Source organism: Streptomyces sp. NPDC005805, assembly GCF_040630445.1.
In the GTDB taxonomy this organism is placed as follows: Bacteria; Actinomycetota; Actinomycetes; order Streptomycetales; family Streptomycetaceae; genus Streptomyces.
On the sequence record NZ_JBEXXN010000090.1, the window covers coordinates 1 to 13,398 of the forward strand.

The window sequence follows — 13,398 nt, forward strand, 5'->3', positions numbered from 1 at the left end:
CTCACCTACTCCGGGCACCCGCTGGCCTGCGCGGCGGCCGTCGCCACCATCCGGGTCATGGCCGAGGAGAAGGTGGTCGAGAACGCGGCCCACCTGGGCGAGACGGTGGTCGGCCCCGCTCTGCGCGAACTCGCCGCGCGCCACCCCTCGGTGGGCGAGGTGCGCGGTCTGGGCATGTTCTGGGCCCTCGACCTGGTCCGCGACCGGGAGACCCGCGAGCCGCTGGTCCCGTACAACGCGACGGGCGAGGCGAACGCGCCGATGGCCGCGTTCGCCGCCGCGTGCAAGCAGGGCGGTCTCTGGCCCTTCGTCAACATGAACCGCACCCACGTCGTTCCGGCCTGCAACGTCACGGAGGCGGAGGCCAAGGAGGGCATCGCGATCCTCGACGCGGCGCTGTCGGTCGCGGACGAGCACACCGCCCAGGGCGGTGGCGCGACGGCGTAACCGGCTTGCGCACAGCGCGAGTCCGGGCCCGGGCCGGGTGACGGCCGGGCCGGGGGCGGTACCCGGCGAGGGTGCCGCCCCCGGCCATTCCCCGCTCCGCGTACCGGTTGCCGCGGCCGCGTGGAAAACCTGTGAAGAAAGATCGGGATCCCGTACATCCCTCGTCCCGCCTCGAACGTCTATCCGGGTGCCACTACTCTGCCTGGCGTTCCGGATCGCCTCCGGACACCCGACGAGCGCGCGCCACCGCGCTGCGCCGCGGGCCCGCCGCGCAGGCGACACCCTTCGAGGGGGGACCTTGACTTCCATGGAGTCCGGCCGCGCCGCGGCCAGCTCGCACAGAACCCGGCGGCGCCGCGTGCGCGTCGCCGCCTGCACCGCCCTGGCCGTGGCCGCCGGCATGCTCCTCGCCGCGCCCACCGCCCAGGCCGCCACCCCGGCCGGGCCCGGCCCGGTCGTCGAACCGGAGGCCCCCGAGGCGAAGGCCCCCGGTCTGAAGCTGGACCGCGCCCCGGCCGCGCCCCGCGGCGAGTTCAGCGCCCAGGACGCGGGCGCCCCGCTGGCGCTGCCCCGCAGCGACGTCGACGGCGACGGCCTCTCCGACCTGATCTTCCAGGACCTGGACGGCTCGTTCTACGTGTCCACGGGCTCGGACACCTACGAGTACCCGTTCTACAGCTCCACGGCCTCCTCCGGAGAGGTCCACAAGGACGTCTTCTCGGCCTCCGGGATGCGCAACGGCGGGCCCGCGCACTTCACGCTGACCGCCGCCGGCCGCCTCACCGCGTACGACAGCTACACGGACAGCGCCTACGGCTTCTACTCGGGCACCGGCTGGCAGCAGTTCAACAAGGTCTTCTCGCCGGGTGACCTGACCGGCGACGGCGTCGGGGACATCCTCGCCCGCAACCACGCGGGCCAGCTCTTCCTCTACCGGGGCGCGAAGAACTCCTCCCGTCCGTTCACCGGGGACAAGCAGCTCATCGGCGGCGGCTGGCAGCAGTTCGACCAGCTCGTCGGCATGAACGACGTCAACAACGACGGCATCGCGGACCTGTTCGCCCGCACCACCGCCGGCGACCTGTACTTCTACAGCGGCACCGGTGTGGCCTCCCGGCCCTTCAAGGCCAAGGTCAAGGTCGGCTCCGGCTGGAACCAGTACAACTCGCTGGTCAGCATCGACGACCTCGACGAGGACGGGAACGGCGACCTGTTCGCGCGTACCGTCAGCGGCGACCTCTACCTGCTCGGCTCCACCGGCACCGGCTCCTTCCGCCCGCGGGTGAAGCTCGGCTCGGGCTGGCACACGGTCAACCAGTTCGCGAACGCGGGCAACATGGCCTCGTGGGGCCGGGACACCGTCTTCGCGCTCCAGCCCAAGGGCACGCTCTTCTACTACTGGGACCTCAACAACGGCAAGCTGTCGGCGCGTCAGCAGATCGGCGCGGTCGGGGCGTGGAAGGGCGCCAAGCTCACGCCCGTCTCCTCCCTCGACGACACGGGCCGGACGACGCTGCTGGAGGTCTACAACGGGGCGCTCTACAACCTGAGCCACAAGTCGGGCTCGCTGAAGAAGTTCAGCGGCAGCTGGAGCGGTTACAACCTGCTGACCGGCCCCGGCGACCTGACCGGCGACGGCAAGGGCGACCTGCTGGGCCGCGACAAGTCCGGTGTGCTGTGGGTGTTCCCGGGCAACGGCTCGGGCACGGCCTTCGGCAGCCGGGTGCGGGTCACCGGCGGCTGGCAGCAGTTCAACGCCGTCCTCGGCGGCGGCGACACCACGGGTGACGGCCGCGCGGACGTGCTGGCCCGGGGCAAGGACGGCCGTATGTACCTCTACGAGGGCACCGGCGTCGCCGCCAAGCCGTTCAAGGCGAAGCGCGAGATCGGCTCCACCGCCTGGCGCCAGTTCGACCGTCTGCTGGTCGCCGGCGACCTGAACGGCGACGGCCGCGCGGACCTGCTCGCACGCACCAGCAACGGCGCGCTGCACCGCTACGACGCCAACGGCCGGGGCACGTGGAACGCCAAGGTCACGATCGGCAGCTCGGGCTGGACCCAGTACTCGGGCCTCTACTGATCCGGGTTCCGGCTCGCGGTCCGGGGTTCCGGTTTCGTGTTCCGGGTCCCGGGGCCGTGTTCCGACCGGACCCGTGGGGCGGGGCGCGCGGGCGCCCCGCCCCACGGGCGTTCACGCCCCCGGCTCCACCTCCAGGTACCGCCGCCGGCGCGGTCCGCGGTACAGGAGCGCCTCCCAGCCGAGGCGGGTCAGGACCCGGGCGCACTCCTTGAGGCGGGCCTCCTCGTCCTGGGCGGCCCCGCCGCCCGGCGGGCCCGGCCACTCGACGCGCGCGGTGCCCGGCCGCTCGCCCTCCGCCACGCGGTAGCCCGTCGCCGTGCGGGAGCCGTCCGGGGCGGTCGCGGACGGCGGGAGCCCCGCCGCCTCCAGGGCCAGGGCAACGGCCCGGACCGGCCGGTGCAGCTCCCAGGCGGCCGGCCGGGCCTCCGGGTCGGGCACCGCGGGGTCCGCCGTGACCCGGCGGATCCGCAGCAGCCCCTCGAAGGCGGCCGCCACCTCGGCGGCCCGCGCCCGGGCCGCCGCTGTGACCTCCGCCGCCTCCCCGCCCGGGGCCTCCGCCGTCTCCCCGGCCGGGCCGCCCCCCGCCGGGGCCTCGCCCACACCCGCCGGAGCCCGGCGTACCGCCCCTTCCGGGAGCGGCCCGTCCCCGCTCGCAGGCTCGAACACATCCGTCACTTCCGGCTCTCCCCTCACATCCGGACCCTGTGCACCGGACCCCGTCCACCGGGCCCTGGCCTATCGTGTCCGGGACCGAAGCAGAAGGAGAACGCCACGATGCCCGGCAACGGCACCGGCGGCACCGCCGTCACCCGCAGCACCCTGCGGCAGCAGATCGCCGACGCGCTGCGCGACGAGGTGCTCGCGGGCCGCCTCGCGCCCGGGCAGGAGTTCACCGTCCGGGAGATCGCGGACCAGTACGGTGTCTCGGCGACCCCCGTCCGCGAGGCCCTGGTCGATCTGTCCGCGCAGGGGCTGCTCGACTCCGACCAGCACCGCGGCTTCCGGGTGCATCGTTTCTCCGTCGGTGACTTCCGCACCATGGTCCGGGCCCGTGCCCTGGTCGTGGACGGCGTCCTGCGCGGCGGGGAGCATGTGCGGGTCTCCTTCGACGTCCCGACGCTGATGGCCGTGCGCCGCCGGGCCGAGGAGGCCGCGCGGGCCGCCCGCGCCGGTGACCTGGACATCCTGATCGGCTACGACCTGCGGTTCTGGCGGGAGCTGGGCGCCGCCCTGGACAACGCCTGCATCGCCGACTTCCTGCACCGCCTCCGGGTGCAGACCTGGGTCTTCGCCGTCCCCCACCTGCGCGCCGACCCCGCCGCCTCCGACTGGCTGTGGGACGGCCACGAGCGGATCGTCGACGCCGTGACCAGGGGGGACACCGAAGGCATGCGCGCCGAGATCCACTCCTGTGACGCCCAGGCCCTGGCCTGGGCCGACCGCCTGGACGCGGACGCCCGCGCGGCCGCGGACCCGGCCGCCGGCGAGGGGCCGGTGCGGGGGTGAGCGTGGATCTGACCGTCGTCGTCCCCGCGTACAACGAGGAGAGCCGGCTCGGGCCGACGCTGGATGCGATCCGCGCCCATCTCTGCGCGGACCCGGAGCGCTGGGGCAGCTGGGAGCTGATCGTCGTCGACGACGGCTCCACCGACGGCACCGCCGAGGTCGCCGAGAAGGCGTCCGCCGAGGACCCGCGCATCCAGGTGCTCTCCGGCGGCCCCAACCGGGGCAAGGGCCACGCCCTGCGCCTCGGGGTGCTCGCCTCGTACGGCCGCCGGGTGCTGTTCACCGACGCCGACCTCGCGACCCCCGTCGAGGAGCTGGACCGCCTCGACGCGGCGCTCACCCGCACCGGCGCGGAGGCCGCCGTGGGCTCCCGCGCCCGGCCCGGCGCCCGGATCGAGGTCCACCAGCGCAGGCTGCGCGAGTGGCTGGGCCGCGCGGGGAACCGCCTGATACGCCTGGTCGCGGTGCCCGGCATCCGGGACACCCAGTGCGGCTTCAAGCTCTTCGACGGCGAGAAGGCGCGCGCCGCGTTCGCCGACTCCCGGCTGACCGGCTGGGGCATCGACGTCGAGATCCTGCGCTTCTTCCGGAACCGGGGATGGCCGGTGACCGAGGTCCCGGTGCGCTGGTCGCACGTCCCCGGCTCCAAGGTGCGGCCCGGTGACTATGGCCGGGTGCTGCTGGAGCTGGTGCGCCTGCGGACCCGTGCCGTGCGCCGCACCGACCTCGCGGTCACCGGGCTCTTCCTGCTGGCGTCGGTCCTGCTCTACAAGGGGCTGTGGGCCGACCTGTCGAGCGGCTATCTGCGGGACGCGGGCCAGGACCAGAACCAGTGGGAGTGGTTCTTCGCGGTCACCGCCGACAACGTCGCCCATCTGCGCAACCCGCTCTTCACCACCCTCCAGGGCCATCCGGAGGGTGTGAACCTGATGGCCAACACGGTCATGCTCGGTCTCTCCGTGCCGCTGACCCCGGTCACCCTGCTGTTCGGCCCGACGGTCACCTGGGCCCTGGTGCTCACCCTGGGGCTGACGGCGACCGCCACCGCCTGGTACTGGCTGATCGCCCGCCGGCTGGTCCGCCACCGGTGGGCCGCCGCCCTCGGCGCGGCCTTCGCCGCCTTCGCGCCGCCGATGATCTCGCACGGCAACGCGCACCCGAACTTCCTCGTCCTGTTCATGCTGCCGCTGATCGTCGACCGGGCCCTGCGGCTGGTCGACGGCGCGGTCTCCACCGGGGGCGGCGCGGTCTCCGCCGGGGACGGGGGCGGCGCGGTCCCGTCCGACGGTGTGGTCCCGGCCGACGGCGCGGTCCCGTCCGAGAAGGCCCCGGGGGCCCGGGCCGCGGGCGGGAGCACCGTGCGGGACGGGGTCCTCCTCGGCCTGTTCGCCGCGTACCAGGTCTTCCTGGGCGAGGAGCCGCTGCTGCTCGCCGCCGTCGGCATGCTGCTGTTCGCCCTCGCGTACGCGGTGGTGCGGCCCGAGGTCGCCCGGCGGGCGTGGCGGCCGCTGCTGCGCGGGCTGGGGATCGCGCTGCTGGTCTGCCTGCCGCTGGTGTCCTTCCCGCTGGGCTGGCAGTTCTTCGGCCCGCAGAGCTACGCGAGCGTGATGCACGGCGACAACACCGGCAACAGCCCGCTCGCCTTCCTCCAGTTCGCCGGACGCTCGCTCGCCGGGACCGACGCGGGCGCCGATCCGCTCGCGATGAACCGGACCGAGCAGAACGCCTTCTACGGCTGGCCGCTCGTCGCCCTCGCCGCCGCGATCGTGATCCGGCTCTGGCGGCTCGCCCTGGTCAAGGCGCTCGCCGCGACGGCCGTGGTGGCCGCGTTCCTCTCCCTCGGCGTCGAGTTCCGCGTCCCGTACACGGACCTCGTCCTCACCGGGCCGTGGCGGCTCCTCGCCCACCAGCCGCTGTTCGAGTCGGTCATCGAGTCCCGGACGGCCATGATCTGCGCCCCGGTCCTCGGGATGCTCCTCGCCCTCGCCGCCGACCGGCTGGCCGGTGCCCGGCTCCGGGTGCACCGGGCCGCCGGTTTCGCCGCGCTGGCCGCCGCCCTGGTGCCGGTGCTGCCGACGCCGTACCCGGTGCGCGAGCGGGCCGAGGTGCCCGGCTTCATCGCGCACGGCACGTACCGCTCCTACCTGGGCGAGGGGGAGTCGATCGTGACGGTGCCGCTGCCCAACCCGGGCAGCGCGGAGGCCCTGTACTGGCAGTCGTCCACCGGCTTCGGCTTCCCCGTCGCGGGCGGCTACTTCAACGGCCCCTGGGGGCCGGACCGCATCGGCATCTACGGCGCGACCCCGCGCCACACCTCCAACCTCCTCGGTGAGGTCCGCGACACCGGACAGGTGCCCGAGATCGGCCCCCAGTGGCGGGCGCAGGCCGAGGCGGACCTGCGGGCCTGGCGGGCGGGCGTCGTCGTACTGCCCCCGCAGTACAACGAGGCGCCGCTCTACGAAACGGTCACCAAGCTGCTCGGCCGGCCGGGGGAGCGCGTCGCCGGGGTATGGGTATGGGACGTGGGGGCGGCCGGGGGCACGCGCTGACCGCCGCCGCGCGCCCCGCCCGTCCCAGGGTCCGTACGAGCGCCCAGGCACCCGCCCTCTACGCCGTACGACCACCCCCGACTACGCTGTCCCGTCCGTCCGCGAGCCCGTCGAGCACACCCTCCCGAACTGCTGAGAGCGAGTCCTCCCTTGGCCTGTGACCTGTGGCTGGTCCCCCTTGTCGACGTGCTGTGCCACAGCCCCGACAACCCGTTCGCCGAGGAGATCGCCTCCTACGACCAGGCCCTGACCGGAGCCGGTCTGCCGACCGTGCCGGTGTTCGCCTATATGCCGGGCCTCTCGGGCGATGTCGCGCCGGTCGCCGGGTTCGACTACGACGCGCTCCACTTCCTGCGTCGCGCCTACCTCCTCCAGCTGTGCGGCCTGGCGGTCACCCCGGTGGACGAACTGGGGGGCGACTACGAGCAGTTGCTGGAGATGTTCGAGTCGACGGCCCAGCAGTCGCATCTGGTCTGGCACTACGACCACGCGGGCGCCTACGTCCCGGTGGACTTCCCCGCCCCCCTGTTCAACGACGAGCTCCTGGAGGGCGGCGGCCCGCTCGGCTCCACCCAGGGCCTGCTGCGCGAACTCGAGTACGTGGCCCCGGTCATCGGCATCGACCCGGCCAACCCCCCGGCCGCGCCCGCCCCGCCGGAGCGCCCCACCGCCCTGGAGGAGCCCGCGGGCCCGATGCCGTACGACGACAGCCCGTTCGCCCGGGAGCGGTACGTGTGGCTGGGGCTGCACGCGGCGGCGACCCGGAGCCTGGGACAGGGCTCGATGATCATCTTCAGCTGACGCGGCGGACGGGGGCCGGCCGCTGACGCGGCGGGGCCGGCTCCGCCGAGGGTGCGGGGGCCGGCCCGGTGACATGCCAGGCCGGCCGCCTCGGCGGTTGGCGGGCCGGCGTACAAGCACAGGTCGGCGGTCCCGCGTTGGTGACGATTCACGAAATCGGCGGCGGGAGTTGGGGTCCCGTCACAGGAACCGCCGCCGGGGCACGCGCTTACGCTTCCCGCACCGAACGGGTGAACGCGCCCCGGAGTACAGGTCGTGGCTCCGCAGGCCGGTGCACCGGGCGCTCCACCATGCCCGGAGCCGCACCACCTGCCCCGCACGAGCCGCCTCACCTGCCCCGAAGGAGCGTCCCCCATGCCGTTCCGCATCCCCGACCGGGCCCTGTCCGCCTGCGTCGCCGTCGCCGCGGCGGCCACCGGACTGACCGCCGCCGCCCCCGCCCAGGCCGCCACCACCCCCGAACCCCTGGAGTACGTCGCCCTCGGCGACAGCTACAGCGCGGGGTCCGGCGTCCTCCCCCTCGACCCGTCCGCCTCCCTGCTCTGCGCCCGCACCACGCGCAACTACCCCAAGCTGCTGGCCGCCCGCAGCGGCGCGGACCTGACCGACGTCACCTGCGGCGGCGCGAAGACCGAGCACTTCGCGACCGCCCAGTACCCGGGTGTGCCACCGCAGTACAACGCCCTGAGCGCCGACACCGACCTGGTGACCCTGACCATCGGCGGCAACGACAACAACACCTTCATCAGCGCCATCGTCGCCTGCGGGAGCCTCGGCGTCCTCACCGCCGGCCAGGGCAGCCCCTGCAAGGACACCCACGGGGCGAAGTTCTCCAACGACATCCGGAACAAGACCTATCCGGCGATCAGGACCGCGCTCGACCGCATCCGGGCCGCCTCGCCGAACGCGGAGATCGCGATCCTCGGCTACCCGTGGATCGTCCCCGAGAAGGCCGTCCCCGGCTGCTTCCTCAAGATGCCCGTCGCCAAGGGGGACATCCCCTATCTGCGGGCCATGCAGACGGACCTGAACGCGGCGGTGGAGCGCGCGGCGGACGAGACCGGTGTCACCTTCGTCGACATGGCCGGGGCCTCCCAGGGCCGCGACGCCTGCGCTCCGGCGGGCACCCGCTGGGTCGAGCCGCTGCTCTTCGGCACGAACATCGTCCCCGTCCACCCGAACGCGGCCGGGGAGGCGGCGATGGCGGACCGGGCCGCGGCCGTCCTCGGCCTGGGCTGACCCCGCCGGGCCCGCCCGGACCCGAAGCCGGACCGGCCCCGGCCCGGGAGCCGCCCCGGACCCGCCCCGGAGCCGTCGCGCCCCTCAGCGCGGCGGCTCCGGCGGGCGCTGGCGGGGCATGTTCGGGCGGGTGCCCGGCGGCAGCGGGAACCGGCCCTGGATGACGCCCGGCGCCGGCCCCGCCGGTCCCGCCTCCTGCCCGCGCGCGGGCAGCGGGGAGAGCGACAGCGGCGAGGGCCCCGGCACCCGGAAGTCGTGCATCCAGTCCGAGGTCTCCGTGCGCACCAGGTCGGAGACGTCCTCCGAGAAGCGGCGCAGCACCCCCAGACAGCGTTCGGCGGCCTCGCTCGCGGTGCCCTCGGCCGGACCGAGGACCTCCTTGACGCTCTCCGAGGCCCAGTCGAACTGGAGTACCTGGAGCCGCCGTTGCACCGCCTGCGCGGTCGCGACGCTCCGCATCCACCCGGCGGTGAGCCCGAAGTACCGGTCGCACGCCATGCACGCGGCGGCCAGCAGCAGTGACAGATACCCCCAGGGCGCCCCCGAGCCCAGGATTCCCGCGAGGTCCAGCAGGGGCAGCGCGGCCCCGCCCACCACGCCCAGGGCCGTGCCCAGGCGCAGCAGCCGCGCCCAGCGCCGCTTGCGGGTCCGGTCCGACAGGTACCAGTCGGCCGTGCGCAGCGCGTCCGCCTCCACCCAGCGGTAGAGCTCGTCGAGGCGGACCGCGGGCTCGCCCCAGTCGCCGAGCGGGAACGCCCGCCCGGTCAGGTCACCCAGCGGCTCCTTGCCGCCCTCCTCCCGTGCAGGCCCCCCGGGCTGCATCTCCGGCTGGCTCACCGGCGCGCTCCTCTACCTCTTACCGCTGCGGCTTGGCTGACACGGTGCTCAAGAACTCGAAAAAAGGTGCTCAAAAGCTGCTGACGTTACACCGTGTGACGTACGGTGCGCGCGTGCGTTCTGGTGCCCCCGCCCACGTGCTGGCCCCCTTCATACCGCCGAATGGTGGGCCCTGGCCCGCCGATCCCCGTATTTCCGCCCGCACGAGGGGTGTGGTCAGGTAAAGGAGGCTGGTCGCGACCGGTCCCTCTCACCCGAAAGAGTTCCCCGCCGGCCCGGCGGGCGCCGGGGGGACTTCCGCACCGGCGGGTGGGGCACCGCCCACGGCCACCACGTAGGCTCGGCCGTACCGAAGCGACATCCGTACGGACAGGAGTGACCCGTGATTCCCGGTGGTGGGCAGCCCAATATGCAGCAGTTGCTCCAGCAGGCGCAGAAGATGCAGCAGGACCTGGCCCGGGCCCAGGAGGAGCTGGCGCGGACCGAGGTCGAGGGCCAGGCGGGCGGGGGTCTGGTGAAGGCCGTGGTCAACGGTTCCGGTGAGCTGCGGGGCCTGGTCATCGACCCCAAGGCCGTGGACCCGGAGGACACCGAGACCCTCGCGGACCTGGTGGTCGCCGCCGTCCAGGCCGCGAACGAGAACGCGCAGCAGCTTCAGCAGGACAAGCTCGGCCCGCTGGCGCAGGGCCTCGGCGGCATGCCCGGTCTGCCCTTCTGACCCGTGCGCGGGCCGCTGTGACCCGTGCGCGGGCCGTCCGGCCGCGGGCGCCCCGCACGGTCCGCTTCCTTCCGGCCGCCCGGGCGTCTTCTGTGCGTCACGTTCACCAACTACCGTAAGCAGCAAGCACGCAGGGAAAGGCGTTCCGTTGTACGAAGGCGTGGTTCAGGACCTCATCGACGAACTGGGCAGGCTGCCCGGCGTCGGTCCCAAGAGCGCGCAGCGGATCGCCTTCCACATCCTGCAGGCCGAGCCCACCGACGTCCGGCGTCTCGCGCACGCGCTGCTGGAGGTCAAGGACAAGGTCCGCTTCTGCGCGGTGTGCGGCAACGTCGCCCAGCAGGAGCAGTGCGCGATCTGCCGTGACCCCCGCCGCGACCCGGCCGTCATCTGTGTCGTGGAGGAGCCCAAGGACGTCGTCGCGATCGAGCGGACGCGCGAGTTCCGGGGCCGGTACCACGTCCTGGGCGGGGCGATCAGCCCCATCGAGGGCGTCGGCCCCGACGACCTGCGCATCCGTGAGCTGCTGGCGCGTCTCGCCGACGGCACGGTCACCGAGCTGATCCTGGCCACGGACCCCAATCTGGAGGGCGAGGCGACCGCCACGTACCTCGCACGCATGGTGAAGCCGATGGGACTCAAGGTCACGCGGCTGGCCAGCGGACTCCCGGTGGGGGGAGACTTGGAATACGCCGACGAGGTCACGCTCGGGCGTGCCTTCGAGGGGAGACGACTGCTCGATGTCTGACGCCATGCTGCACGCCGTGGACCAGGACCCGGACGACTTCGCGGTCCAGATCGCCGACTCGATCGAGTCGTTCATCGTCGCGACCGCCGAGGTCGCGAAGGGCGACGAGCCGGACAGCGCCGTGCCGTTCCTGCTGCTGGAGGTCTCCCAGCTGCTGCTGACCGGCGGACGCCTCGGCGCGCACGAGGACATCCTCCCCGAGGAGCGCTACGAGCCGGACACCGGACCGGACATGGACGTGGACGAGCTGCGCGAGCGGTTCGCCGTCCTGCTCGACCCGGTCGACGTCTTCTCGGAGGTCTTCGACCCCTATGAGCCGCGCAAGGCGCCGGTGCCCTCGCGGATCTCCGACAGCCTCGCCACCATCGTCAGCGACCTGCGCCACGGGCTGGCGCACTACCGGGCCGGCCGCGTCACCGAGGCCCTGTGGTGGTGGCAGTTCTCGTACTTCTCCAACTGGGGTCCCACCGCTTCGGCGACCCTGCGCGCCCTCCAGTCCCTGGTCGCGCACGTCCGCCTGGACCAGCCGCTGGCGGCGCTCGACGGCCTGGACACGGACGAGGACCTGACCGACGAGCTCCTCGCGGAGGAGGCCGGCAAGGTCATGGTCGAGGAGATCGCGGCGCCGCTGGGGCTCCGCCGGGCGCGCTGACCTTGCCCTGGAGCGCGCCCTCGGGTGCGCCCGCGCGCTCCGAGCGTGCGCTCCGGCGCGTGACATGGCGCACATTCCCGCGTACCCCGCATCGGCCCGGGGCAGTCGCCCCCTGCGGGCAGCTCCGGGATTCCACCCTGATCCACCACGATCGCCTCGGCCGTGTGATGAGCGGGACATCTCATCATGTGGCACGAGGAGGGTGATCCCGGGCTGCTCGATAGACTGAGCCGACCGCAGCGCAGGCTGCAGAAGACCGAGCGAGGAGCGCACGTGGGCCTTGTCGTGCAGAAGTACGGAGGCTCCTCCGTCGCCGATGCCGAAGGCATCAAGCGTGTCGCCAAGCGAATCGTCGATGCCAAGAAGAACGGCCACCAGGTGGTCGTCGTGGTGTCGGCGATGGGCGACACGACGGACGAGCTGATCGATCTCGCCGGGCAGGTATCCCCGATCCCTGCCGGGCGCGAATTCGACATGCTGCTGACCGCCGGAGAGCGGATCTCCATGGCCCTGCTGGCCATGGCGATCAAAAACCTGGGCCACGAGGCCCAGTCGTTCACCGGCAGCCAGGCAGGCGTGATCACCGACTCGGTCCACAACAAGGCGCGCATCATCGATGTGACGCCGGGCCGCATCCGCACCGCGCTCGACGAGGGCAACATCGCCATCGTCGCCGGCTTCCAGGGTGTGTCCCAGGACAAGAAGGACATCACCACCCTCGGCCGCGGCGGCTCGGACACCACCGCCGTCGCGCTCGCCGCCGCGCTGGACGCCGAGGTCTGCGAGATCTACACCGACGTCGACGGCGTCTTCACCGCCGACCCCCGGGTCGTGAAGAAGGCGAAGAAGATCGACTGGATCTCCTCCGAGGACATGCTGGAGCTCGCCGCCTCGGGCTCCAAGGTGCTGCTGCACCGGTGCGTCGAGTACGCACGCCGCTACAACATCCCGATCCACGTCCGGTCCTCGTTCTCGGGGCTGCAGGGGACCTGGGTCAGCAACGAACCGCGAGGGGATCAGAAGGTGGAGCACGCCATCATCTCCGGAGTCGCCCACGACGTCTCCGAGGCCAAGGTCACCGTCGTCGGTGTGCCCGACAAGCCGGGCGAGGCCGCGGCCATCTTCCGTACGATCGCCGACGCCGAGATCAACATCGACATGGTCGTGCAGAACGTCTCGGCGGCCACCACCGCCCTGACCGACATCTCCTTCACGCTGCCCAAGACGGACGGCGCCAAGGCGATGGCCGCGCTGGAGAAGCAGAAGGCCGCCATCGGCTTCGACTCGCTGCGCTACGACGACCAGATCGGCAAGATCTCCCTGGTCGGCGCGGGTATGAAGACCAACCCGGGCGTCACCGCCTCCTTCTTCGAGGCGCTCTCCGACGCGGGCGTGAACATCGAGCTGATCTCGACCTCCGAGATCCGCATCTCGGTGGTCACCCGCGCCGACGACGTCAACGAGGCCGTCCGCGCCGTCCACACGGCCTTCGGCCTGGACTCCGACTCCGACGAGGCGGTCGTCTACGGCGGCACCGGGCGATGACCCGCCCGCGCCCGGGCGCGGGGCGATGATCCACGGACCGGCACTGGCGGTCGTCGGGGCGACCGGCGCCGCCGGTGCCGTGCTGCTGCGCATCCTGTCGCAGCGGGCCGACGTCTGGGGCGAGATCCGGCTCGTCGCCTCCCCGCGCTCGGCCGGGCGCAAGCTGTCCGTGCGCGGGCAGGAGTGCGAGGTCGTCGCGCTCACCGAGGACGCCCTCGACGGCATCGACGTGGCGCTGTTCCTGGTGCCGGGCGAGGTGTCCGCGCGGTGGGCGCC

At 73.2% G+C, this 13,398-nt stretch carries 12 protein-coding genes and 1 pseudogene; 11 read left to right on the forward strand and 2 right to left on the reverse strand.

From position 1 onward, the window contains the following. Positions 1–447: aminotransferase class III-fold pyridoxal phosphate-dependent enzyme (locus ABZ457_RS29650; RefSeq protein WP_359163855.1), on the forward strand; the 447-nt coding region annotated here is incomplete at its 5' end. Between the two features lie 307 nt (positions 448–754). Further along, positions 755–2,527: an FG-GAP-like repeat-containing protein gene (locus tag ABZ457_RS29655; RefSeq protein WP_359163880.1), complete on the forward strand. Its 1,773-nt coding sequence runs from the start codon at positions 755–757 to the stop codon at positions 2,525–2,527. A 111-nt stretch (positions 2,528–2,638) separates the two neighbouring features. On the opposite strand, the gene ABZ457_RS29660 is transcribed toward ABZ457_RS29655, so the two are convergent. Further along, positions 2,639–3,193, reverse strand: a complete 555-nt coding sequence (locus tag ABZ457_RS29660) for a hypothetical protein (protein WP_359163883.1) — start codon at positions 3,191–3,193, stop codon at positions 2,639–2,641. Between the two features lie 108 nt (positions 3,194–3,301). On the opposite strand from ABZ457_RS29660, the gene ABZ457_RS29665 reads away from it, so the two are divergent. From ABZ457_RS29665 to ABZ457_RS29680, 4 genes are all read left to right on the forward strand, one after another. Further along, positions 3,302–4,033 (forward strand): GntR family transcriptional regulator, encoded by a 732-nt coding sequence (locus ABZ457_RS29665; protein ID WP_359163858.1) that lies wholly within the window; start codon positions 3,302–3,304, stop codon positions 4,031–4,033. After that, positions 4,030–6,582, forward strand: a complete 2,553-nt coding sequence (locus tag ABZ457_RS29670; RefSeq protein ID WP_359163861.1) for a dolichyl-phosphate beta-glucosyltransferase — start codon at positions 4,030–4,032, stop codon at positions 6,580–6,582. Before ABZ457_RS29665 ends, ABZ457_RS29670 begins: the two co-directional genes overlap by 4 nt. Positions 6,583–6,732: 150 nt before the next feature. Next, the gene (locus ABZ457_RS29675) at positions 6,733–7,383 is read left to right on the forward strand and encodes a hypothetical protein (RefSeq protein WP_018845887.1); all 651 of its coding nucleotides are present in this window, start codon (positions 6,733–6,735) and stop codon (positions 7,381–7,383) included. A 354-nt stretch (positions 7,384–7,737) separates the two neighbouring features. After that, positions 7,738–8,622, forward strand: a complete 885-nt coding sequence (locus ABZ457_RS29680) for an SGNH/GDSL hydrolase family protein (protein WP_359163864.1) — start codon at positions 7,738–7,740, stop codon at positions 8,620–8,622. An 84-nt stretch (positions 8,623–8,706) separates the two neighbouring features. Here ABZ457_RS29680 and ABZ457_RS29685 read toward each other — a convergent pair whose 3' ends face one another. Next, complete coding sequence (locus tag ABZ457_RS29685) at positions 8,707–9,459, reverse strand: SLATT domain-containing protein (RefSeq protein WP_359163867.1); 753 nt, start codon at positions 9,457–9,459, stop codon at positions 8,707–8,709. Positions 9,460–9,841: 382 nt separating this feature from the next. Here ABZ457_RS29685 and ABZ457_RS29690 point away from each other — a divergent pair, with 382 nt between their 5' ends. The 5 genes and pseudogenes from ABZ457_RS29690 to ABZ457_RS29710 all read left to right on the forward strand — a co-directional run. Further along, complete coding sequence (locus ABZ457_RS29690; protein ID WP_359163870.1) at positions 9,842–10,177, forward strand: YbaB/EbfC family nucleoid-associated protein; 336 nt, start codon at positions 9,842–9,844, stop codon at positions 10,175–10,177. Positions 10,178–10,325: 148 nt separating this feature from the next. Further along, positions 10,326–10,925, forward strand: coding sequence for a recombination mediator RecR (gene recR / locus ABZ457_RS29695; RefSeq protein WP_018845883.1), 600 nt, complete (start codon positions 10,326–10,328; stop codon positions 10,923–10,925). After that, positions 10,918–11,577, forward strand: coding sequence for a DUF5063 domain-containing protein (locus tag ABZ457_RS29700; protein WP_359163874.1), 660 nt, complete (start codon positions 10,918–10,920; stop codon positions 11,575–11,577). Before recR ends, ABZ457_RS29700 begins: the two co-directional genes overlap by 8 nt. A gap of 273 nt (positions 11,578–11,850) precedes the next feature. Further along, complete coding sequence (locus ABZ457_RS29705; protein ID WP_359163877.1) at positions 11,851–13,122, forward strand: aspartate kinase; 1,272 nt, start codon at positions 11,851–11,853, stop codon at positions 13,120–13,122. A gap of 25 nt (positions 13,123–13,147) precedes the next feature. Further along, positions 13,148–13,398 (forward strand): annotated as a pseudogene (locus ABZ457_RS29710) (aspartate-semialdehyde dehydrogenase); the annotation flags it as partial.

Coding starts and splice junctions, on each gene's coding strand:
- ABZ457_RS29655 (WP_359163880.1), top strand. CDS start 755: ATGGAGTCCGGCCGCGCCGCGGCCAGCTCGCACAGAACCCGGCGGCGC.
- ABZ457_RS29665 (WP_359163858.1), top strand. CDS start 3,302: ATGCCCGGCAACGGCACCGGCGGCACCGCCGTCACCCGCAGCACCCTG.
- ABZ457_RS29680 (WP_359163864.1), top strand. CDS start 7,738: ATGCCGTTCCGCATCCCCGACCGGGCCCTGTCCGCCTGCGTCGCCGTC.
- ABZ457_RS29700 (WP_359163874.1), top strand. CDS start 10,918: ATGTCTGACGCCATGCTGCACGCCGTGGACCAGGACCCGGACGACTTC.